Below are 21555 nucleotides of genomic sequence, written 5' to 3' on the forward strand. Positions count from 1 at the left end.
GGCGAAACTGATAGTTTGGCGGCAGCCCACTGCCCCAAACAGAAAAGAGGCCGCCCATGCTGGACAAGAGCCCCCATCCCACCCCCGTCGCGGTTCCGAACGACCTCGCCGCGCACTGGATGCCGTTCACCGCGAACCGGGCGTTCAAGAAGAACCCGCGGCTGCTCGCCGGCGCCAAGGACATGCATTACTTCACCGTCGACGGCCGCAAGATCATCGACGGCGCCTCGGGCATGTGGTGCACCAATGCCGGCCATGGCCGCACCCAGATTTCATCGGCGATCGCCAAGCAGGCCGAGGCGCTGGACTATGCGCCGCCGTTCCAGTTCGGCATCCCGCAGGCCTTCGAGCTCGCCAGCCGCATCGCGGAACTGGCGCCCGCAGGCCTCGACCACGTGTTCTTCTGCAATTCCGGCTCGGAAGCGGCCGACACCGCGCTCAAGATCGCGCTGGCCTATCACCAGATCAACGGCCAGGGCGGCCGCATCCGCCTGATCGGCCGTGAGCGCGGCTATCACGGCGTCGGTTTTGGCGGCACCTCGGTCGGCGGCATCGTCGGCAATCGCAAGATGTTCGGCTCGCTCTTGACCGGCGTCGATCATCTGCCGGCGACCTATGACCGCGAGAAGCAAGCCTTCAGCATCGGCGAGCCCGAATATGGCGCGCATTTCGCCGACGAGCTCGAACGCATCGTCAATTTGCACGGCGCCAACACCGTCGCGGCCGTGATCGTCGAGCCGATGGCGGGATCGACCGGCGTGCTGCCGGCGCCGAAGGGCTATCTCAAGCGGCTGCGCGAGATCACCCAGAAGCACGGCATCCTCCTGATCTTCGACGAGGTCATCACCGGCTTTGGCCGGCTCGGCTTCGCCTTTGCCGCCGAACGCTATGGCGTGACGCCCGACATGCTGACCTTCGCCAAGGGCATCACCAATGGCGCCGCCCCGATGGGCGGCGTGCTGGTGCGCGACACCATCCATGACGCCTTCATGAGCGGCCCGGAACATGCGGTCGAACTGGCCCATGGCTACACCTACTCGGCCCATCCGCTGGCCTGCGCGGCGGGTCTCGCCACGCTCGACATCTACCGCGACGAAAAGCTGTTCGAGCGCGCCAACAAGATCGAGCCGAAATTCGCCGACGCTGTGATGTCGCTGCGGAACCAGCCTGATGTCGTGGATATCCGCACCGTCGGCCTGACCGCGGGCATCGATCTCGCACCGGTCGCCGACGCGCCGGGCAAGCGCGGCTTCGCCGGGCTCAACAGCGCCTTCCACGACAACGACCTGATGGTGCGGGTTGCCGGCGATACGCTGGTGCTGACCCCGCCGTTGATCATCACCGAAGACCAGATCGGCGAGATCATCGAAAAAGTCGCCAAGGTGATCCGCGCGACGGCTTGAGCCGCGGTAGGAACATTCGAAACGACCCCGCGTTCATTCACCGGCGGAGACGATCGTGTCACCGCCGGTGGAGGTATTGCAGAGATGCTCGCGCCTTCGAGCGACCTGCTGCGCGCCGGGATCGGACTGAAGCTCAACCAGATCAAGCTGGCGACGCGCTCGTATCTGCGCGACAGAACGAACCAAGCGAGCGGAACCATCACGTCCTATGCCGTCGCGGCAGGCCTGTTCGTCGTAGCCGGCATTTTCCTTATCGCCGCCTGCCTCGTCGGCGCCACGGCGCTGTTTCGCTGGATCGAAATCCATTACGGACAGTTCTGGGCGTTCGGCGCAATCGGCGCGTTGCTACTCGCGATCGCCGCGATCTGCGCCGGGCTGGCCGCGGCCAAACTCAGAAAACCATCGCCGCATTTTCCCTCGCTCACCAGCCGCCTTCGCGTGGCGATCAAGGCCAATCCGCTCCAGCCGGACCAGATCGAAGCCGCACGGGACACCGCCGCGTCGGTCTTGTTGGCGCCTTCGGCCGGCGCCCGTCGCAGGCGGCGATCCCGGACGAGACGCGACAACAGAAATATGAAGGCCGGCCTGATCCTGATGGCGACCTTGTTGGGCTGGGCGGCAACGCGACGGCGGTGGCAAGCGCGACAAATGGACGTCTGATGCCCCGCGCGCGATCCGGCCCCGACAACAATCTGCGCTTGATCGCGGCGACCGCCATTCTCGTCCTGACCGCGCAGCATTTTTTTCAACCCAGAGCAAAAGCTGGTTCTTCCGGAAAATTGATCGCGCAACCCGGCTCGCCCACGCGCGAACGGGCTCAGGAACCCGTCGCCCGAGCGGGTATGATCAATTGGATCGCAATTCCCTGGGCGGCCTGGAAACACATCCTGTGGCGTATCTACGAACGCACCAATGATGACCGCTTGCTCGCCACCGCCGCTGGCGTGGTGTTCTTCGGACTGCTCGCGATATTTCCGGCGGTGACAGCGCTGGTCTCGTCCTACGGACTGTTCGCCGACCCCAGAACCGTCGGCGCCAATCTGCAAACGCTGGCGGTGATGCTGCCCGAAGGTTCGTTCCAGATCGTGGAGGACCAGATTGCCCGCGTGCTCGAAAAGGGCAACGCCGCGCTCGGCGGGACGTTTCTGTTTGGCCTCGTCCTTGCGCTCTGGAGCGCCAACGCCGGTGTCAAGGCGATCATCGACGCACTCAATGTCGTCTACGAGGTGCGGGAAACGCGCAACTTCCTGAAACTAAACCTGCTTTCGCTCGCCTTCACGACCGGCGGGATCGTGGCCCTGCTGCTGATGGTCGGCGCGGTCGTGGCGTTTCCGCTAATGTTCAATCATCTCGGCCTGCCGCCGGGAAGCGGCTTCATCCTCGGCCTGGCGCGTTGGCCGTTGCTGTTGGTAGTTCTGCTGGTGGCGCTAAGCCTGCTCTACCGATTTGGACCCAGCCGGCGTGCGGCGCGGTGGGAGTGGCTGGGCGCAGGCACGCTCGCTGCGGCGCTGCTCTGGATCGCCGGCTCGGCCGCGCTGTCCTGGTACCTCTCGAATTTCGGCAACTACAACGCGACCTACGGCTCGCTTGGTGCCGCGATCGGCCTGATGATGTGGATGTGGATATCGGCAACGATCGTGCTGTTCGGGGCGGAACTGAACTCGGAGATCGAGCGCCATGCGACCGCCGCCGCCCAGGGCGCCAGACCGGCGGACAGCAGCCGCGCGTGATCGCCGGCACGGCCAGTCAGTTCCGGCCGTGCCCAAAGAACACTAGCTCTGCGAATCAACATTGATGCTAAGGTTGCACCGCTCGGGGAGCGCAAGGCGGACCATGGCTGAAACTTCCGTATTTTCCCGGGTGAATACAGTTCGGACCTGAGGGCGTAGCGCGCGACATGATTCGCATTTCGACGATTTTCATCGCCATCTGCATGGTGCTGGTTGCAGCCTCCCTCGGCCTCGTCCTGCATGCGGTGGCCGGCTTCAGCGGCACCGAATCCGCGATCGTGGCGCTCACCGCGCTGACCTTCCTGATCCTCTACAACGCCGTGTCGATGCGGCTGCGCGACCGTTCCGACGTCGGCGGCCAGATCGCCGATCTTTCCCGCGGCACCGCCGACCTCGCCCGCCAGGTCGCCGAATTCGGCCGCCGGCTCGCCGCGGTCGAGGGCCGGGTGGTGTCGGCGAACTCGGCAAGCTCCGACCGCATCCAGGCCGTCCTCGGCGAGATCAACGAGCTCGGCGGGCTGGTCAAGCAACTGGCCATCTCGGTGGCGAGCCATGAGGATCTGCTGGCCTCGGGCGCGGCGGCCACGCCCCCCGCGCCGTCGGACGGACCGCATTCCGAACCGCCGGAACAACCGGCGATCGTCCCGGAGCAAGCGGCCCCCATCGTCAGGCCCGCGCCGGTTGCAGCGGCAAGGCCGGCACCTTCAGCGGTTGCCGCAGAAGCCGCTTCGCCCTCGCGCAGCCAGCCGCAACTGCTTGCCGCGGTGAAGAACGCCGTCGAGGAAAGCCGGCTCGACATCTACCTGCAGCCGATGGTGACGCTGCCGCAGCGCAAGGTGCGCTTCTACGAGGCGGTGACGCGGCTGCGCGACGACAAGGATCAGATACTCGCCGCCGACGATTTCATCGCCACCGCCGAAGCCGGCGGGCTGATCGGCAAGATCGATCACATGGTGATGCTGCGCTGTATCCAGGTGTTGCGCCGCCTGATGGTGCGCAACAAGGACGTTGGCGTGTTCTGTAACGTCTCGGCGGCGACGCTCGGCAATCCCGCCAATTTCGCCCAATGCCTCGACTTCCTCGAGGCCAATCGGGCGCTGGCGCCGTCCTTCGTGCTCGAATTCAAGCAGGCGGCGTTCCGCCACCTCGGCCCGACCGAAATCGAGAATCTTGCCGCATTGTCGCAGCGCGGTTACCGCTTCTCGATCGATCACGTCACCGACTTGCGGATCGAGCCGCGCGACCTCGCCGACCGCGGCGTCCGTTTCATCAAGGTGCCGGCGGCATTGTTGCTCGATCCCAAGCAGAGCTCGACCTCGGACATCCACCCTTCCGACCTTTCCGACCTGCTCGGCCGCTTCGGCATCGACCTGATCGCCGAAAAGATCGAGGGCGAGCGGGCGGTGGTGGACCTGCTCGACTATGACGTGCGGTTTGGCCAGGGTTTTCTGTTTGCACCGCCGCGGCCGTTGCGGCCCGAGGGGGCATCTGCTACCGGCGGGACGACAGCGAACAAGGAATCCGGCACTCCCAATGGCTCCAGCAGCACCGTTCCCATCGCCAGCCCGGCTGCAGAATCCCCGATGCGGGCGACCGGCAATGCCGCGCTGGCGCGCCGTGCCGCGGGACCGGGCTAACAGGCTTCCGCACTCATGACCTCATTGCGTTTCGTGGAGAGGCTGAGCGACCTTGTGGACGGCGTGGAGGTCATCCTCTCCGACATCTGGGGCGTGGTGCATAACGGGCTGGAGTCGTTTCCCGAAGCCTGCGCGGCGCTGCACACCTATCGCCAGCGCGGCGGCACCGTCATCCTGATCACCAACGCGCCGCGGCCGGCCGATTCCGTGCAGCGCCAGTTGCGCAAGCTCGGTGTCGCCGACGAAACCTACGACGCCATCGTCAGCTCCGGCGACCTGACCCGGAGTTTCGTCGCCGACCATCCCGGCAAGAAGATTTTCTGGATTGGTCCGGAGCGGGATTCGTCGATCCATCGCGGGCTCGACGCCGTGATGGCGCCGCTGGAACAGGCCGACTACATCATCTGCACCGGCCTGTTCGACGACGAGACCGAATCGGCGGAAGACTATCGCGCGATGATGCTGCAGGCGCGCGAGCACAAGCTGCCGCTGATTTGCGCCAACCCCGACATCGTCGTCGAGCGCGGCGACCGGTTGATCTACTGCGCGGGCGCCATCGCCGAGCTCTATCGCGAACTCGGGGGCGAGGCGATCTTCTACGGCAAGCCGCACCGGCCGATCTATGAACGCGCGATGGCGCTGGCCGCCGAACGCCGCGGCCGGCCGACCTCGCTCGACCGCGTGCTGGCGATCGGGGATTCAGTGCGGACCGATCTCACCGGCGCGCTCGGTTTCGGAATCGACTGTCTTTTCCTGACCCGCGGCATCCATTCCGAGGAATTCGAGGGCATCGACCAGCTCGATCCGGCTTCGGTCAAGGAGCTGTTCGGCCATCCGCCCCGCGCGCTGATGCGCGAGCTGCGGTGGTAGGTACATCGCTGCACCGGACTCAAAATTGCGAAAACAACCCCATGCAAAGTAGGAATGGGCCTTACATCGCTTTGTGCGGACACCGAAAGAGTGACTCGATTCCTCTATAAGACTGACTCGATTGCCGCCTTTAAGAGTGACTCGACTTCGTAATCCGCTGATTTGATTCGCCAAATCCGCCCGGATTTTTTCCGTACCGATTCTGAGCGCGAAAGAGCCGAGGGGGTCTTTTTCGATCCTAGCGTCGCTTCGCGAGCTCGGGCTGGGCAAGCCCGTGCCACGAACTCCCAGCGAAGCGAACGAAGGCTGTCAAGCCGAAGCCCGCAGGGCGAAGGCGGACTGGATTCGGGGAAATGCGCTGCCGAGGGTTCGCCGCTTCCGCTTGATGGGATGTTTTGTGCACTGTCACCGTAATGCCCGGCTCCCCCTGGCAAACGCAGGGAGGTGCAGGTCTGAAGCTCACTGCTCAATCGCCGTATTGTGCCACCTCCGCACCCAGTCATGCTCAGCAAGATCGGGAGCGACTTCTTTTATGAGCTTCACCACCCGCTCTTGCACGCCCACTAACATTCCCTCCAGAACTGCGCGACCTACTTGTTCAACTGCCGGGTCCGGCTGCCACTCTGTCTGAGATATACACGTCGCTTGGTATACGTCTCCTGCAGGAGAGAATTCTATTTTGCGCTCGATACCTTGCTCATAGAAGTCGATCTCGGTTGCCGCACCAACCTTTACTGCCCGCAACACATTCGGGAGCTGCTCAAGGAAAATTGCAAGATCGGCACCCACATCGACAGGCCAACGATCTTGACCAAATCCGGAAACGACAAATTGGCCCTGCTTTGCAACAGTTCGGCACAGATCCGAAAGGATCGATCTTATATCTTCCGTCTCTGGGTCGTACCCCCGGAGCATCGCGCGCACGTTGATAGTATCAGGAAGTTGCAAAGCGATAAACAATGGAGATCGCATCATAGAACCATTAATTACGGTGACAGTGCACTCAATTCGAAATCAGGAGTTACGGTGACAGTGCACTTAACTTGCCGGGGTTTACGGTGACGGTGCACTCAATTGGAAAGCCAGTAGCAAAATCGCATCGTGCCCAACAGCGAATTGAATTCTATGCCACCGTAACACGTGTGAGGAGTTTTGCGCACTGTCACCGTAACCGGGTGGGCGCGCGGGAATCATCGTGCGGACTGGTATCGCAACCGATAGTTCAACAAGCGTATTTTTCCGCGATCTTGTCGCCAATCGAAAGCTCTTCAGCCTCCATGATTTTCAAACCGGTCTCGGTTATTTTGACAACATCGGTCACGCACGATTCAAATTTTGTTTTTTGACCTTGAGGCAGGCAAATATCCGCCCGCGTGGTCGTTGCCACCGTGCGCGGCGATGAACATGGCGACGGCCGACCGGCAATAGGATTCGATTTCGTTGTCGTCCTCTGCTCTCGCCTCATCGAACCGTGCGATAATCAGGAGATCGGATCCTTTGAAAAGCGCGGCAAACAAGCGGGCGGACCGGAGAGGATCGGGCACGTTCAGAAGCGCCTTCGCGTGCAACTGACGCAACAGGGCCTCGATTTGGGCGATGACATGGGCGGGGCCGGCTTCGTAATGGAGCTTGCTTAACGAGTTTTGATTCGTCCTGTCGGCCATGACCATGGCTTCGACACTGCGGACGTCTGATCTCAACAGCGTGCGAAGCAGGGATGATCCCACCGCCATGAGCTGATCTTCGACCGAACCGTCGACGCCTTCAAGAAGGGCCTGTGGTGCAAACAACTGATGGCAGCCGGCCGCGATGGCCGCGCTGAACAGCGCCTCCTTGTTCTCGAAGTGCCGATAGATGCTGAGCTTGGATATCTTCGCCCGCTGGGCGACCTTGTCCAATGTCGTCGCTTGAAAACCCAATTCCACAAAGAGTTCGCTCGCGGCGTCGACTATCGTTTGGCCAAGCGCCTGGTTGGCGGGCCGGCCGCGCCGGCCCTGGCTGTTTTCGGTCACGACAATTCCGGTACTTGACAGTATTCTAATTCTTGAATTACGATACCATGTAGTGTCTGAAATGTGCAAGCCAATGGGTAGGTTTCACCTGTCCTCCAAACGGAGCCCATCACCATGGATGACGTCATCATCATTGGCGGCAGCTTTGCCGGTCTCGCCGGCGCCCTGCAGCTCGGCCGTGCCCGCCGCAAGGTCACCGTTCTAGATACCGGCCTGCCGCGCAACCGCTTCGCCGGCCATTCGCATGGGCTGCTCGGCCACGATCACAAGCCACCGCTGGACATCCTGGCCGAGGCGCGGCAGCAGCTAGCGCGCTATCACACGATCAGGCTGGTCAGTGCGCGGGCCGACAGCGTCTCCGGCGCCATCGACAATTTCTCTGTCCTTACTGGCGATGGCGAAAGCCTTGGGGCGCGTCGCCTGATCCTGAGCTATGGCGTCGCCGACCAGATGCCTGATGTTGCGGGCTTTGCCGAAGGCTGGGGCACCTCCATCGTGCCCTGCCCCTATTGCGATGGCTTTGAAGTCGCCGGCCAGCATTGGGGCCTCGTCTGGTCCGGCCGGCAGTCGCACAATTATGTCAGGCTGTACCACGATTGGACCGACAGGTTGACGCTCTTCGCCGATGGTCACGACATTCCGCCCGATATCCGGGCCGATCTGGCGCGCCGCAACATACCTGTCGTCGATGGCCGGATCACCGGGATCGCCCATCACAGGGGCCATAACGCCACCGTCAAGCTCGATACCGGCCCCAATGTCGCGGTCGACATCCTGTTCGCGCATCCGCGCAACAAGCCGTCCGCAAGCCTGCATGAATCACTGGGCCTCGCCACGGTCGATACGCCCGGCGGCATCGCCCTCAAGGTCGACGAGCGCCGCGAAACCAGCATGCCCGGCATCTACGCCGCCGGCGACCTCGCCACCCCCGGAATGCCCTCGGTCACCACGGCATCATCGCAGGGCGCGACGGCGGGTATCTTCGCCCAGCAGTCGATGCTGGTTTGAGAGCACAGATTGGAGGATGAGCATGGCCGTCGAACCGGACAGCGCGGGTGTGCGCTTCCCTCCGCCCTTCCTCTATCTGGGAGCGCTGCTGTTGGGGCTGGCGGCGAAGCGGTTCGTCACCCTGCGCTCTTTCGGCATCGACTGGTGGTTGCTGGTCGCGACGGGCTCGCTGCTGTTCGTTGCCGGCGCGGCGATGATGCTTGCGGCGGCGGGGCTGTTCCGGCGGCTCGGCACCAACGTTCCGCCGTCGCAGCCAACGACCCTCATCGCAACGACCGGTCCCTATCGGTGGACCCGCAATCCCATGTATCTAGGAATGGCGCTTATCTATGCCGGCCTTGCGATCGGCTTCGACGGGCCGATCGCCTTCGCCTTGCTCCCGTTGGTGCTGATCGCGATCCAGACGCAAGTGATCGCCCGCGAGGAGCGCTATCTCGAAGCGAAGTTCGGCGACGACTACCGCCGCTACAAGGCCGAGGTTCGCCGCTGGCTCTGACTATTCCGCCGCTGCCGCCTGCGGGGCCTTCTGATAAACCAGCACCGGCTTCCTTGCTGCGAGCTATCATATTCTGAAGGTTGCGGGCCGGTGTCACGGAAAACCGACTGGCCGGCTGACCCCGCAGTACACCCAGCGCCTGAGGAGACGCACATGTCCAAAACCAGAGACAACGAAGCCAGCATCAGCATCGCTCGTCTGACCGCTCTTGGAGAAGCCTGACACACATGGAGTTCGAACACGTCACCTTCGACCTGCCACACGGCACCTTTCACGCGCACTACCGGGGCTTGCTGCGACCCGGCATGGTTGGGGCGATGCGCCGCCTATCTCCGCCGATCGCGACGCCCCTGCTGCAGCTCCACGGTGCCGACGATGGCTGCATCTTCCCCCCGCGGGTCGACGACCGACATCGGTTCGCCGCCCCGCACGCGCTGGAAGTCGTCCCCGACGTCGGTCACTTCTTGCACATCGAGGCCCCCGAGGCGATCGCGGAAAGGATCGCGGCATGGGCCGAGTAGCGGATCACTCGACCCTCGCGGCGAGACCTCCGGGATGGGCGGCGCGGGCGGACTCTGACACGCAGGTCTAGAAGGAAGCTTAGTTAAGAACGGATCAGAACAAGGATAACATGTCATGGCACAGCACAATGCCGATCAGGTCGCCGACTGGAATGGCCAAAGCGGGGAGCGCTGGGTCGCCCACCAGGCCCGGCTCGACGCCAGGCTGGCGGTGTTCGGCCAGGCCGCGATCGAAGCCGCCGCGCCCGGCTGTTCCGCCAGATCGGCTACCAGAAGACCACGGTCGGCGACATCGCCAAAGGACTGCGGATGAGCCCCGCGAATGTCTATCGATTCTTCGAATCGAAGAAGGCGATCCGTCAGGCGGTGGCGCACTCGCTGATGGGTGAGGTGGAGCTCGAGGCGCAGCGGATCGTGGCGCGGCCCGGTCCGGTACTCCCGCGCTTCCGCGAACTGCTCGCACGATCCATCGCATGAGACGATCACACGCAGGTCTGGCGCCTTATCGCTGGTGGAGGCGGGCGCGCTCGCTGATCAGCCCGACGACATCCGCGCCCGCGCCTCGGCCGCGGTTCGTGCCGCCTTCGCGGGCCGCCCCGGCGAGCGGTCGGTGATGATCGACGGCGCGACGTGGATCGTCATGGCGCGCAATCCGGCAAGCTGACAGGGATTAGCAGGGAAGACGCCCCGCTCGGTGGAGGGGGGCGTCTTTGGTCGGTCAGCGGGACCCGATGAGGGCGTATTCGCCGGCGGTCTCGGTCTCGGAGAGTAGAGAGTTAGTTAGTTGGCCAATCGGTCAGGTACGCAGAAGAGATGGGTGCTGACATGAGTCACCGGCTTATCGATGCCGCTCCCTCGAATGCGTCCGAGCTCTCCGCTTATGTGGAGAGTCTCCGCGAGCACTTGCTGGCGCATCCGGAGGAATGGGAGCAGGTTACGCTGGACCAATATCTCGAAGCTTTCGCAGCTGTGCTGCGAGACCATCAAGGGCCGAGCCCCCTTGGCCAAAGCCGCCTCCTGGACGGGCATGAGCGGGAAAGCATGCCTTACGCCGTCCTTGCTCGACTGCTGCATGCGGCCAGCATCTACGAGTAGCCCTGACGCGCCTTCGGTTGACCCTGGCGAGCCGGAGCGAATTCGATCGAGCGATCGCCGGCAACATCGTGCGAATACGGCTTTCAACTTCGTCCTGAACCAGGACTATCAGCGACTGAGCCGAAGCTGCCGGACCGAGCGCCCGCCGACACAAAAACGGGGCGAATTCCGCAGCGTCTCGAACGACTTGCAGGATCGAGTCGTTTTCAAAACGAAAGCACCGCTGATCGAGTCGTTCTTAAGGTCAAGATCGAGTCGTTTTCAAAATGCAGGAATCAGCAAACTCAAGCACTTAACCGAGTCGTTTTCAAAGTGTCCCCACAACATCATCCGAAAACGCAAGACCTGGTAGGGCGTGGACTCATGAGAGCCCAGCATGCCCGGGATTGGGCCGGACATCACGAGAGTTGGAGCCAGCTGGAGACCAGGCGCCTTACGCCGTCGCCATATCCGGGAAGACCGCCTCGATCTTGGTCTTCAGCGTCGCCGCGTTGAACGGCTTGACGATGTAGTTGTTCACGCCGGCCTTCTTGGCGGCGATCACGTTCTCGGTCTTGGATTCCGCCGTGATCATGATGAAGGGCGTGGTGGCCAGATTGGGGTCGGCACGGACTTCCTTGAGCAGGTCGTAGCCGGTCATCGGCTCCATGTTCCAGTCGGAGATCACGAGCCCGTATTTCTTGCCGCGCATCTTGTTCAGCGCCGCCGAACCGTCGCTGGCATCGTCGATGTTGTCGAAGCCGAGCTGCTTCAGAAGATTTCGGATGATGCGGATCATGGTGCTGTAGTCATCAACCACCAGAACCGGCATGGACAAATCAACCGCCATCTTTCCCCCACTCAATGCTTACGCCACAAACTATCGGCAGGCCTGCGCGACCCGCAGTCCTCCCCCCAGCTCTAGCATCAGGCGTTAAACAGCCAGTTAACCGGGCGGCGCTGGATTGCAGCCGTTTTGGTCCGACCCGCCCCGCTTGACTTCGACGGGGGCACCGCGTCACGGTCCGGCCGCGTTCCCTGACCCAAAGAATCTTTGAAGAATCCCTGAAGAATCCCCGAAATGACAACTGGTTTTACCGTTATCCGAGACACCACCCCTGCCGCCGAGATCCCCCGCGGGGCCGTGGTCGCCATGGGCAATTTCGACGGCGTTCATCTGGGGCACCGGGCCGTGATCGACGCGGCCCTGCGGATGGGCCGCGCCCACGGCAAGCCGGCTTTCGCCCTCACCTTCGAGCCGCATCCCCGCACCTTTTTCAGCCCGAACAGCCCGCAATTCCGCCTCTCCGACGAGGCCGGCAAGCTGCGGCTGCTGGCCGGGACGGGACTGGACGGAGCCGTGGTGATGACGTTCGACAAGACCCGCGCCGGAACCTCGGCGCAAGATTTCATTCACCATGACCTGATCCAGCGCCTCGGCGTCAGCGGCATTGCGGTCGGCTACGACTTTCATTTCGGCAAGGGCCGCTCCGGCTCGCCGAGCCTGCTGGTCAGCGAGGGGCCGCGGCTCGGCATCGAGGTCGACGTCCAGGCCCATGTCGATATCGAGGAGCGGCCGGTGTCCTCCAGCGCGATCCGCATGGCGCTGGCGGAGGGCCAGATCGACGAAGCCACCGCCATGCTGGGCGGACCGTGGTTCGTCAGCGGCGAGGTGATCCATGGCGAGAAGCGCGGCCGCGATCTCGGCTACCCCACCGCCAATATCCGCCTCGACAAGAATTGCAGCCTCAAGCACGGCATCTATGCGGTGCGGGTCGGCCGCGGAGCCGAGCGCTTTGACGCGGTGGCAAGCTTCGGCCGCCGCCCGACCTTCGACAATGGCGCGCCGCTGCTCGAAGTGTTCCTGTTCGATTTCAAGAGCGACCTCTACGGCGCTGTGCTCGACGTCGCTTTCATTCGTTTCATCCGCGACGAACTTAAGTTCGACTCAATCGACGCGTTGATCAGGCAAATGGACGACGACAGCGCCCGAGCCCGCGCGGCCCTGGCCGCCGCGCCCGACGCATTTCCGAAGCTTGGAGTCATCGGCTGAGCAAGACCGAAAAACAAAAAATGCTGGCTGGCGAACTCTATCGCCCCGGCGATCCCGAACTGCAGGCGGATGCCTCCGCGAACAAGGCCTGGCTCGCGCGCTACAATGCGGTGCTCGCGGCACCCGTGGCCGAGCGGCACGCGCTGCTGTCGGCCCATTTCGGACACGTCGGCACCGGCGCCGTGATCCGCCCGCCGTTCTTCTGCGATTACGGCTACAACATCCGGCTCGGCGACGAGGTGTTTCTCAATTTCAACTGCGTCATCCTCGACGTGGTCGAAGTTGTCATCGGCGACCGCACCCAGATCGGACCCGCGACGCAAATCTATGCTGCCGACCACCCGCGCGACGCGGAGACGCGGCGGACCGGCCTTGAATTCGGCCGCCCGGTGCGGATCGGCAGCGATGTCTGGGTCGGCGGCGGCGCCATCATCCTGCCAGGGATCACGATCGGCGATGGCGCCGTGATCGGCGCCGGCAGCGTCGTCACGCGGGATGTTGCCGCCAATCAGATAGTTGCCGGAAACCCGGCCCGACCGCGTCGGGCCTGACGGGACGGCCGCGCCGGGGCTTTGCGATTTCCCGGTTGGCTGCTATGGAAATCCCCCATGTTTGCGCGGCGCACCATCAGCATTAGCGGCCCGGCTTCCGCCTGAGCGTTCAGCTCGGCGCAAGACCGGGATTTTCGTGCTTCACCCGCTATTCCCCGCGTTTCAGCGCCGTTTACGAGCCCAAACCAGAGCATTCATGTCCCAAAATCCGCAAAAGTCCGAAGCTGCCGACTATTCCAAGACACTGTTCCTGCCGCAGACGGAATTCCCGATGCGCGCCGGCCTGCCGCAGCGCGAGCCGGAAATCCTCAACTACTGGAACGAGATCGACCTCTACGGAAAGCTGCGCGAGGACGCGGCCGGCCGCGCCAAATTCGTGCTGCATGACGGACCGCCCTACGCCAACGGCAACATCCATATCGGCCACGCCCTCAACAAGATCCTCAAGGACGTCGTCACCAAGAGCCAGCAGATGCTCGGCTTCGATTCCAATTATGTACCGGGCTGGGACTGTCACGGCCTGCCGATCGAATGGAAGATCGAGGAAGAGAACTACCGCTCCAAGGGCAAGCCGAAGCCGGACTTCCGCGACTCCACCGCGATGGTGGCGTTCCGGAAAGAATGCCGCGCCTATGCGACGCACTGGCTCAACGTGCAGCGCGAGGAGTTCAAGCGGCTCGGCATCATCGGCGACTGGGATCATCCCTACGCCACCATGAGCTATCCGGCCGAAGCCCAGATCGCGCGCGAACTGATGAAGTTCGCCGCCAACGGCACACTCTATCGCGGCTCCAAGCCCGTAATGTGGAGCGTGGTCGAGAAGACCGCGCTGGCCGAGGCTGAGGTCGAGTACGAGGATTACACCTCCGACATGGTGTGGGTGAAGTTTCCGGTCACCTCGCCCGCGCATGGCGTGCTGGCGGAAGCATCCGTGGTGATCTGGACCACCACGCCGTGGACGCTGCCGGGCAACCGCGCCATCTCGTTCTCGCCGAAAATCGCCTACGGTCTTTACAAGGTCACCGATGCGCCCGCTGACAACTGGGCAAAGACCGGCGATCTCCTGATCCTCGCCGATGCGCTCGCTGCAGAGGTATTCAAGCAGGCACGCGTCACCGCCTATGAGAGGGTGCGCGACCTGCCGGGCGATACGCTCGACGCAGTGGAATGTGCCCATCCATTGAAAGGTTTCAGCGGCGGATATGAGTTCACCGTGCCGCTGTTGCCCGGCGACCACGTCACCGACGACACCGGCACCGGCTTCGTCCATACCGCACCGGGCCACGGCCGCGAGGACTTCGATGCTTGGATCGCGAACGTGCGCGAGCTGGAGGCCCGCGGCATCCACCCCGTGATCCCCTACACTGTCGACGAGAACGGCGCCTACACCGACCATGCGCCCGGCTTCACCGGCAAGCGCGTGATCAACGACAAGGGCGAGAAAGGCGACGCCAACGAGGCCGTCATCAAGGCGCTGGTCGAGGCCGGCAAGCTGCTCGCGCGCGGCCGGCTCAAGCATCAATACCCGCATTCCTGGCGCTCGAAGAAGCCGGTGATCTTCCGCAACACGCCGCAATGGTTCATTGCGATGGACAAGGACATTGCCGTCGACGGCAAGACCAAGCCCGGCGACACGCTGCGCGCCCGCGCGCTGCATGCGATCTCGGTGACGCAATGGGTGCCGCCCGCAGGACAAAACCGCATCAACGGCATGATCGCCGGACGCCCGGACTGGGTGATCTCGCGCCAGCGCGCCTGGGGCGTGCCGATCGCCGTCTTCGTGCGCGAGAAGGGTGATGGCTCCGCCGAGATCCTGCAGGACGAAATCGTCAATCAGCGCATCGTCGAAGCCTTCATGGAGGAAGGCGCCGACGCCTGGTACATGGACGGCGCGCGCGAGCGATTTCTTGGGGAGCGCGCGGCCGAGGAATGGAAGAAGGTCGACGATATCTGCGACGTCTGGTTCGATTCGGGCTCGACCCACGCCTTCGTGCTGGAGGACCGCCAGAATTTCCCCAATCTCGGCAACATCGTCCGCAAGATCGACGGCGGCGACGATACCGTGATGTATCTGGAAGGGTCGGACCAGCATCGCGGCTGGTTTCATTCCTCGCTGCTGGAAAGCGCCGGCACCCGCGGCCGCGCGCCGTATGACGTGGTGCTGACCCACGGCTTCACGCTGGACGAGAACGGCCGCAAGATGTCGAAATCGCTCGGCAACACCGTCGAGCCGCAGAAGGTGATGAAGGATTCGGGCGCGGATATCCTCCGCCTCTGGGTCTGCGCCACCGACTATGCCGACGACCAGCGCATCGGGCCGGAGATCCTCAAGAACACCATCGAGACCTATCGCAAGCTACGCAACTCGATCCGCTGGATGCTCGGCACGCTGCATCATTTCGATCCTGCCGATTCGGTTCCGGTTGCAGAAATGCCAGAGTTGGAACGATTGATGCTCCATCAATTGGCTGTCCAGAATGTTGCCGTGCAGTTTGCGTACAAGAACTTCGATTATAAGATTGTGGTCGCCACCCTTTCTAACTTCCTGAATGCCGAGCTATCCGCGTTCTATTTCGACATTCGCAAAGACACCCTGTATTGTGATCCGCCGTCATCGCAGCGACGCAAGGCGGCCCTAACCGCTATCGACATCATCTGCGATGCAATCCTGCGCTGGCTAGCGCCGGTCCTCAGCTTCACAACCGAAGAAGCGTGGCGGATGTACAAGCCGAACGCCGAACCTTCAGTGCATCTGACGCTGTTTCCTGACGGTATCGATGAATACGGAGATGGTGAGCTGAATTCCAAATGGGAGATCATCCGCAACGTCCGCCGTGTCGTCACCGGCGCACTCGAACTCGAACGCGCGGCCAAGAACATCGGCTCGTCGCTGGAGGCATCGCCTCTGATCTATGTGTCGGACAAGAACATCTTCAACACGCTGTTCGATGTCGACATGGCCGAAGTCTGCATCACTTCGAACGCGATGGTGACCAACGACGACGCGCCGGCCGGTGCGTTCACCCTCCCCGACGTTCCCGGCGTCGCCGTCGTGGTCGAGAAGGCAGTGGGCACCAAATGCGCCCGGTCGTGGAAGATCCTGCCGACCGTGGGTGAAGACGCCGAGTATCCCGATGTCTCCCCGCGCGATGCGCAGGCCTTGCGCGAGTGGAAGGCGCTTGCCGAAGGCGAGAAGCCGGTTGAAGCCGTCGAAGCGCCCGCCGAGCCTGTCGCCTTGATCGAGACGCAACACGTCGAGCAAGAGCAGCAACTAAAGGAAACGCCCGAGCAAGCCGGTTCGGGAAACGTGACGGCTGCCAAGCCCGACAAGAAAGTCAGGGCCAGGAAGACTTTGGCAGGCACGGAGGCTGAGGAAGCCGAGAGACCGGTCAAGGTCAACAAGGTCGCAGCGGCCAAGAAGGCTGTCGAAGCCGAGAAGGCCATTGAAGCCGAAGCCAAGAAGCCCAATGCCAAAAAGGCCAAGGCCAAAAAGGGCAAACCCAAGACGGCCAAGACCAAGAAGGCCAAAGCCAAGAACACCAAGGCTACGAAAGCCAAGGCCAAGAAAGCCGTAGCCGGGAAGGCAAAGGCCAAGAAGGCTGCGAAATCCAAGAAAGCTTCTTCGGCAACGAAGGGGACCAAGAAGGCGGCTGCAAAGACGGCGGCCAGGAAGGCAAACAAGAAAAAGACCACCAAGAAGCCGGGAAGGAAGCCGCCAGCGGCCAAGGCAAAGAAGAAAAAGAAGGCCAAGTAAGTGTCTGGCCTCGAACGCCCGCGAACCCCTCACCTCCGCGCCGGCGTCATTGCCGCGATCGCCGCGCTGGTGATCGATCAGGCCTCGAAGCTCTGGCTGCTCTACGTGTTCGACCTCGCCCATCGCGGCGCGGTCCGGGTCACGCCGTTCTTTGACCTGGTGCTGGCCTGGAACGTCGGGATCAGCTTTGGCTGGTTCCAGAGCGACAACCAGCTTGCCCAGGTCGCGCTGATGGCGGTCAAGGCGATTGCCGTGATCGTGCTGGGGATCTGGATGGCGCGCTCCAGCACGCTGCTGGCGACGCTGGCTCTCGGCCTCATCATCGGCGGCGCGGCCGGCAACGTCATCGACCGCTTCCTGTATGGCGCGGTGGTCGATTTCGCCCTGTTCCACATCGAGATCGGGGGAAAAACCTTCAATTGGTACGTGTTTAACCTCGCGGATGTGGCCATTGTTGCCGGGGTAGCGGGCCTATTGTATGACTCGTTCCTGGGGGTACCCGCCGCAAAAGCGCCCTGATCCCGGCCGATACGAACCCTTGCGGTATGGAGCCATTACGCGCCTCAAGCCAGCCCCCGCGTGTTGCAGAAATTATGAATGGGAACAGCGCGATGCGCGAGACCGAAGCCCGCTTCTGGATGCTGCAGACCAGCTCGCTGAGCCGGGCCCTGCGGTTCGCCGCCATTGCCCTCGGCATAGGCCTCGTAATGGCCGCCGGACCGTTGCGCGCGGCTGACGACGAGGACGAAGACGACAAGACCTTCGAAGAAAAGATCATCGAAGGCATCATGCGCGGCATCGGCGGCACCAACATGGAAAACCGCGGCATCGAGTACCGCGAGCGCTCCCCGCTGGTGGTCCCCCCCAAGCTCGATTTGCCGCCGCCGGCCGCGACCGCGGCCGAGGTGAAGGCCCCGAACTGGCCAAAAGATCCCGACGACCAGCGCCGCAAGGCAGCCATCGCGGCGCGCAAGAAAGAGAACAAGGACCCGCGCGAAGCGGCCCGCATCCTGACGCCGGCCGAACTCGCGGTGGGCAAGACCGCGGCGCCTTCGCGCAAAGACAACGATCCGGTTCAGCCCGGCACCTCGAACAACAACCCGATCCTGAGCCCGTCGCAGCTCGGCTATAGCGGTGGCTTCAGCGGCCTGTTCGGCGGCAGCAAGACCGAGACGGCCCCGTTCAAGGCCGAGCCGACGCGGGATTCGCTGACCCAGCCTCCGCCCGGCTACCAGACGCCGTCGCCGAATTATGCCTACGGCACCGGGCCGAAGGAATCGCTCAACAAGGAATACAACCCGGCCAAGGGCAAGTATGGCGAATAGTTAAGTATGGCGATTAGTTAAGCTGATCTCTCGCCTTCGTGACGATTGCCGGTGCCAGCGCGGTGTACGATGCCGCGGCTTGATCCCGAACGGCTTTATCGGGTTACTTCTAACATTTGCGCGAATACCCGCCGCAGGACCGGTAACCCGTTTTGCGGAACAAGCGCCAGATAGGTCATGATGTATTCACACCGTTTTGCCGCCTCTCTCGTAGCAGCCCTCATCTCGACGTTTGCATTTTCCGCCGGCAGCACATTCGCCCAGACCACGGTCACGTCGGAACGTCCCGCCAGCTTCACCCTCGACAACGGCCTGCAAGTGGTCGTGATCCCGGATCACCGCACGCCCGTCGTCACGCAGATGATCTGGTACAAGGTCGGCTCCGCCGACGAGACGCCGGGCAAATCGGGACTGGCGCACTTCCTCGAACATCTGATGTTCAAGGGGACGGCCAAACATCCCGCCGGTGAATTCTCCCAGACCGTGCTGCGGATCGGCGGCAACGAAAACGCCTTCACCTCGCTCGACTACACCGGCTATTTCCAGCGCGTGCCGCGCGAGCAGCTGGCGAAAATGATGGAGTTCGAGGCCGACCGCATGACCGGCCTCATCCTCAAGGATGAGAACGTGCTGCCCGAGCGCGACGTCGTGCTGGAAGAGTTCAACATGCGCGTCGCCAACAATCCGGACGCGCGGCTGACCGAGCAGATCATGGCGGCGCTGTATCTCAACCATCCCTATGGCCGGCCGATCATCGGTTGGCGCCAGGAGATCGAGAAGCTCGACCGCGAGGATGCATTGGCGTTCTACAAGCGTTTCTACGCGCCGAACAACGCGATCCTGGTGATCGCGGGCGACGTCGATGCCAAGGAAGTCCGCCCGATGGTGGAAAAAGCCTATGGCGGCATCCCGGCGCAGCCGGCGATATCAGCGCATCGCATCCGTCCGCAGGAGCCGGTGCCCGCCGCGCCGCGCACGGTGACGCTGTCCGATCCGCGCGTCGAACAGACCAGCCTGCGGCGCTATTATCTCGTCCCCTCCTCCGCGACGGCTGCGGCCGGCGAAGGCCCCGCGCTCGACGTGCTCGCGCAACTGATGGGCGGCGGCTCCAACTCCTATCTCTACCGCGCGCTGGTGATCGACCTTCCGCTCGCGATCAGCGCCGGCGCCGGATACCAGGGCACTTCGCTGGATCCGTCGCAGTTCTCGATCTCGGTTTCGCCAAAGCCGGGCGTGGAGTTCTCGCAGATCGAGCAGGCGATCGACGGCGTGATTGCGGAGGTGATCCAGAATCCCGCCCGCGCCGAGGATCTCGAGCGGGTCAAGACCCAGTTGATTGCGGAGGCGATCTACGCCCAGGACAATCAGGCCACGCTGGCGCGCTGGTATGGCGGTGCGCTGACGACGGGGCTTTCCATCGACGACATCAGGAGCTGGCCGGAGCGGATTCGCGCCGTCACTGCCGAGCAGGTCCGCGACGCCGCCCAGAAATGGCTCGAGAAGAACCGCTCGGTGACCGGCTATCTGATCAAGGATGCCGCGCCGAAACGCGAGGAGAAGCGCTCGTGATCCGTTTTTCGATTGGCGCGCAGCGCCTCGCATCCAGCCTGATCGCCTGCACCGTGCTGGTGTTGCTGGCGGCAACGCCGTCGCATGCCGCGGCAAAGATCCAGCGGCTGGTCTCGCCTGGCGGCATCGAGGCCTGGTTCGTGCAGGACGCCACCGTGCCCCTGATTGCGATGGAGTATGCCTTCAGCGGCGGCGCCGCCCAGGACCCGTCAGGCAAATCGGGCGTCGGCAATTTGGTCGCCGGCCTGCTCGACGAGGGCTCCGGCGATCTCGATTCCAAGACCTTTCACGAGCGCCTCGAGCGCCGCGCCATCGAGCTGAGCTTCTCTTCGACCCGGGATTATTTCCGCGGCTCGCTCCGCATGCTCAAGGACAACAAGGACGAGGCCTTCGGCCTTCTGCATCTGGCGCTGACCTCGCCGCATTTCGACACCACCGACGTCGAGCGCATTCGCGCACAGGTGCTCTCCGGGCTGCGTCGCGACACCACCAACCCGACCTCGCTGGCGAGCCGCAAATTCCTCGAAGTGGCCTTCGGCGATCATCCCTATGGCAGGAATGGCAACGGCACGCTCGACAGCGTGCCGAAGATCGACGTCGCCGACATGAAGGATTACGTCCGCCGCGTCGTCGCCAAGGATAGCTTGCGCATTGCCGTGGTCGGCGATGTCGATGCCGACACGCTCGGCAAGCTGCTGGACAAGACGTTCGGTGGACTGCCGGCCAAGGCCAGCTTGACGCCTGTCGCCGAGGTCGAGGCCACCAAGCCGCCGCAGCGCGCGTTCGTGCCGCTCGACGTGCCGCAGACGGTGGTGACGTTCGGCGGTCCCGGCATTCGCCGGCACGATCCGAATTTCATGGCCGCCTATGTCGTGAACCACATCCTCGGCGGGGGATCGTCGTCGCGGCTCTACAAGGAGGTGCGCGAAAAACGCGGCCTCGCCTATTCGGTCTATGAATCGCTGCTCTGGATGGATCGATCCGCGCTGTTCATCGGCAATACCGGCACCCGCGCCGACCGCGCCGGCGAGACCGTCGACGCGATCGAGAGGGAAATCCGTCGCATAGCCGAGGAAGGCCCGACCCAGAGGGAGCTGGACGAGGCCAAGTCCTACCTCAAGGGCTCGCAGATGCTGGCGCTGGATACCTCCTCCAAGCTCGCGCAGGCGCTGCTGCAATACCAGCTCGACAAGCTGCCGATCGACTACATCGAAAAGCGCAACGCGCTCGTCGACGCCGTCACGCTCGACGACGCCAAGAAGGCCGCGCAGAAGCTGTGGGGCCAGGGCCTGCTGACCGTCATCGTCGGCCGCGCCCCGCAAGCCGCCGCCCAGCCGGTGGTGGCGCCGCCAAAGGCGAACTAGATCGGAATGGGTTGGAGTCGAATCGATTCGCCGTTAGTGCGAAGCACGATCTCGTGTCCCCGACGCAGTGCAGATACTCTTCATCGGTACACCGCAGGGCCCGGACACAAAATGGCGAAAACAACCCCATGCAAAGTAGAATGGGCCCCGGCCCGCAGCACTTAGGCCGCTTGCGTCCGGGGCACGAG

General features: G+C 63.2%; 18 protein-coding genes and 4 pseudogenes. 19 read left to right on the top strand and 3 right to left on the bottom strand.

The window, feature by feature from the left end:
• The first annotated feature begins 56 nt into the window (after positions 1-56).
• The 5 genes from IVB05_RS36685 (at position 57) to IVB05_RS36705 (ending at position 5640) form a co-directional block, all read left to right on the top strand.
• Positions 57-1403, top strand: a complete 1347-nt coding sequence (locus tag IVB05_RS36685; RefSeq protein WP_247780978.1) for an aspartate aminotransferase family protein — start codon at positions 57-59, stop codon at positions 1401-1403.
• Between the two features lie 84 nt (positions 1404-1487).
• Positions 1488-2063 carry a phage holin family protein gene (locus IVB05_RS36690; RefSeq protein ID WP_247780979.1) on the top strand — a complete coding sequence of 192 codons (576 nt, stop codon included), beginning with the start codon at positions 1488-1490 and terminating at the stop codon, positions 2061-2063.
• Positions 2063-3133 (top strand): YihY/virulence factor BrkB family protein, encoded by a 1071-nt coding sequence (locus tag IVB05_RS36695; RefSeq protein ID WP_247780980.1) that lies wholly within the window; start codon positions 2063-2065, stop codon positions 3131-3133. Before IVB05_RS36690 ends, IVB05_RS36695 begins: the two co-directional genes overlap by 1 nt.
• A gap of 167 nt (positions 3134-3300) precedes the next feature.
• Positions 3301-4770 (top strand): EAL domain-containing protein, encoded by a 1470-nt coding sequence (locus IVB05_RS36700; protein WP_247780981.1) that lies wholly within the window; start codon positions 3301-3303, stop codon positions 4768-4770.
• A gap of 15 nt (positions 4771-4785) precedes the next feature.
• Entirely contained in the window at positions 4786-5640 is an 855-nt protein-coding gene (locus tag IVB05_RS36705) for a TIGR01459 family HAD-type hydrolase (RefSeq protein WP_247780982.1), read from the top strand.
• Between the two features lie 459 nt (positions 5641-6099).
• Here IVB05_RS36705 and IVB05_RS36710 read toward each other — a convergent pair whose 3' ends face one another.
• A complete protein-coding gene (locus tag IVB05_RS36710) occupies positions 6100-6600 on the bottom strand; it encodes a hypothetical protein (RefSeq protein ID WP_247780983.1) in 501 nt (166 codons plus the stop codon).
• Positions 6601-6968: 368 nt separating this feature from the next.
• The gene (locus IVB05_RS36715) at positions 6969-7652 is read right to left on the bottom strand and encodes a TetR/AcrR family transcriptional regulator (RefSeq protein WP_247780984.1); all 684 of its coding nucleotides are present in this window, start codon (positions 7650-7652) and stop codon (positions 6969-6971) included.
• 114 nt (positions 7653-7766) lie between these two features.
• Between IVB05_RS36715 and IVB05_RS36720 the strand changes: the two genes are divergently transcribed.
• The 7 genes and pseudogenes from IVB05_RS36720 to IVB05_RS36750 all read left to right on the top strand — a co-directional run bounded on the left by IVB05_RS36720 (position 7767) and on the right by IVB05_RS36750 (position 10772).
• Positions 7767-8660, top strand: a complete 894-nt coding sequence (locus IVB05_RS36720; RefSeq protein WP_247780985.1) for an NAD(P)/FAD-dependent oxidoreductase — start codon at positions 7767-7769, stop codon at positions 8658-8660.
• Between the two features lie 22 nt (positions 8661-8682).
• Positions 8683-9156 carry an isoprenylcysteine carboxylmethyltransferase family protein gene (locus tag IVB05_RS36725; RefSeq protein WP_247780986.1) on the top strand — a complete coding sequence of 158 codons (474 nt, stop codon included), beginning with the start codon at positions 8683-8685 and terminating at the stop codon, positions 9154-9156.
• A gap of 227 nt (positions 9157-9383) precedes the next feature.
• Positions 9384-9677, top strand: a complete 294-nt coding sequence (locus tag IVB05_RS36730) for an alpha/beta hydrolase (RefSeq protein ID WP_247780987.1) — start codon at positions 9384-9386, stop codon at positions 9675-9677.
• Positions 9678-9792: 115 nt separating this feature from the next.
• Positions 9793-9924 (top strand): annotated as a pseudogene (locus IVB05_RS36735) (SAM-dependent methyltransferase); the annotation flags it as partial.
• Positions 9924-10153 (top strand): annotated as a pseudogene (locus IVB05_RS36740) (helix-turn-helix domain-containing protein); the annotation flags it as partial. The pseudogenes IVB05_RS36735 and IVB05_RS36740, both read left to right, overlap by 1 nt.
• Positions 10154-10200: 47 nt before the next feature.
• Positions 10201-10341, top strand: a pseudogene (locus IVB05_RS36745) (SAM-dependent methyltransferase); the annotation flags it as partial.
• A gap of 161 nt (positions 10342-10502) precedes the next feature.
• Entirely contained in the window at positions 10503-10772 is a 270-nt protein-coding gene (locus tag IVB05_RS36750; protein ID WP_247383583.1) for a hypothetical protein, read from the top strand.
• A 433-nt stretch (positions 10773-11205) separates the two neighbouring features.
• Here IVB05_RS36750 and IVB05_RS36755 read toward each other — a convergent pair whose 3' ends face one another.
• The gene (locus IVB05_RS36755) at positions 11206-11601 is read right to left on the bottom strand and encodes a response regulator (RefSeq protein ID WP_057835874.1); all 396 of its coding nucleotides are present in this window, start codon (positions 11599-11601) and stop codon (positions 11206-11208) included.
• A gap of 231 nt (positions 11602-11832) precedes the next feature.
• Here IVB05_RS36755 and IVB05_RS36760 point away from each other — a divergent pair, with 231 nt between their 5' ends.
• From IVB05_RS36760 to IVB05_RS36790, 7 genes and pseudogenes are all read left to right on the top strand, one after another.
• The gene (locus IVB05_RS36760) at positions 11833-12804 is read left to right on the top strand and encodes a bifunctional riboflavin kinase/FAD synthetase (protein WP_247780988.1); all 972 of its coding nucleotides are present in this window, start codon (positions 11833-11835) and stop codon (positions 12802-12804) included.
• Positions 12801-13355 carry a sugar O-acetyltransferase gene (locus tag IVB05_RS36765; protein ID WP_247787272.1) on the top strand — a complete coding sequence of 185 codons (555 nt, stop codon included), beginning with the start codon at positions 12801-12803 and terminating at the stop codon, positions 13353-13355. The genes IVB05_RS36760 and IVB05_RS36765 overlap by 4 nt, the downstream gene beginning before the upstream one ends.
• A gap of 196 nt (positions 13356-13551) precedes the next feature.
• Positions 13552-16536: pseudogene (gene ileS, locus IVB05_RS36770) on the top strand (isoleucine--tRNA ligase); the annotation flags it as partial.
• Between the two features lie 573 nt (positions 16537-17109).
• Positions 17110-17628, top strand: a complete 519-nt coding sequence (lspA, locus tag IVB05_RS36775; RefSeq protein WP_247780989.1) for a signal peptidase II — start codon at positions 17110-17112, stop codon at positions 17626-17628.
• Positions 17629-17720: 92 nt separating this feature from the next.
• The gene (locus IVB05_RS36780; protein WP_247780990.1) at positions 17721-18434 is read left to right on the top strand and encodes a hypothetical protein; all 714 of its coding nucleotides are present in this window, start codon (positions 17721-17723) and stop codon (positions 18432-18434) included.
• Between the two features lie 180 nt (positions 18435-18614).
• On the top strand, positions 18615-20003 hold the full coding sequence (locus tag IVB05_RS36785) for a pitrilysin family protein (RefSeq protein ID WP_247787273.1): 1389 nt from the start codon (positions 18615-18617) through the stop codon (positions 20001-20003).
• Positions 19925-21367, top strand: coding sequence for a pitrilysin family protein (locus tag IVB05_RS36790; protein ID WP_247780991.1), 1443 nt, complete (start codon positions 19925-19927; stop codon positions 21365-21367). Before IVB05_RS36785 ends, IVB05_RS36790 begins: the two co-directional genes overlap by 79 nt.
• Positions 21368-21555 lie beyond the last annotated feature (188 nt).

It is taken from the genome of Bradyrhizobium sp. 170, from assembly GCF_023101085.1.
GTDB lineage: Bacteria > Pseudomonadota > Alphaproteobacteria > Rhizobiales > Xanthobacteraceae > Bradyrhizobium.

What these genes read in the sequence shown, in the direction of transcription:
- IVB05_RS36790 (WP_247780991.1), top strand. Translation starts at nt 19,925, where the DNA reads ATGGCTCGAGAAGAACCGCTCGGTGACCGGCTATCTGATCAAGGATGC.
- IVB05_RS36730 (WP_247780987.1), top strand. Translation starts at nt 9,384, where the DNA reads ATGGAGTTCGAACACGTCACCTTCGACCTGCCACACGGCACCTTTCAC.
- IVB05_RS36780 (WP_247780990.1), top strand. Translation starts at nt 17,721, where the DNA reads ATGCGCGAGACCGAAGCCCGCTTCTGGATGCTGCAGACCAGCTCGCTG.
- IVB05_RS36685 (WP_247780978.1), top strand. Translation starts at nt 57, where the DNA reads ATGCTGGACAAGAGCCCCCATCCCACCCCCGTCGCGGTTCCGAACGAC.
- IVB05_RS36785 (WP_247787273.1), top strand. Translation starts at nt 18,615, where the DNA reads ATGTATTCACACCGTTTTGCCGCCTCTCTCGTAGCAGCCCTCATCTCG.
- IVB05_RS36760 (WP_247780988.1), top strand. Translation starts at nt 11,833, where the DNA reads ATGACAACTGGTTTTACCGTTATCCGAGACACCACCCCTGCCGCCGAG.
- IVB05_RS36720 (WP_247780985.1), top strand. Translation starts at nt 7,767, where the DNA reads ATGGATGACGTCATCATCATTGGCGGCAGCTTTGCCGGTCTCGCCGGC.
- IVB05_RS36750 (WP_247383583.1), top strand. Translation starts at nt 10,503, where the DNA reads ATGAGTCACCGGCTTATCGATGCCGCTCCCTCGAATGCGTCCGAGCTC.
- IVB05_RS36705 (WP_247780982.1), top strand. Translation starts at nt 4,786, where the DNA reads ATGACCTCATTGCGTTTCGTGGAGAGGCTGAGCGACCTTGTGGACGGC.
- IVB05_RS36700 (WP_247780981.1), top strand. Translation starts at nt 3,301, where the DNA reads ATGATTCGCATTTCGACGATTTTCATCGCCATCTGCATGGTGCTGGTT.
- IVB05_RS36690 (WP_247780979.1), top strand. Translation starts at nt 1,488, where the DNA reads ATGCTCGCGCCTTCGAGCGACCTGCTGCGCGCCGGGATCGGACTGAAG.
- IVB05_RS36695 (WP_247780980.1), top strand. Translation starts at nt 2,063, where the DNA reads ATGCCCCGCGCGCGATCCGGCCCCGACAACAATCTGCGCTTGATCGCG.
- IVB05_RS36755 (WP_057835874.1), bottom strand. Translation starts at nt 11,601, where the DNA reads ATGGCGGTTGATTTGTCCATGCCGGTTCTGGTGGTTGATGACTACAGC.
- IVB05_RS36725 (WP_247780986.1), top strand. Translation starts at nt 8,683, where the DNA reads ATGGCCGTCGAACCGGACAGCGCGGGTGTGCGCTTCCCTCCGCCCTTC.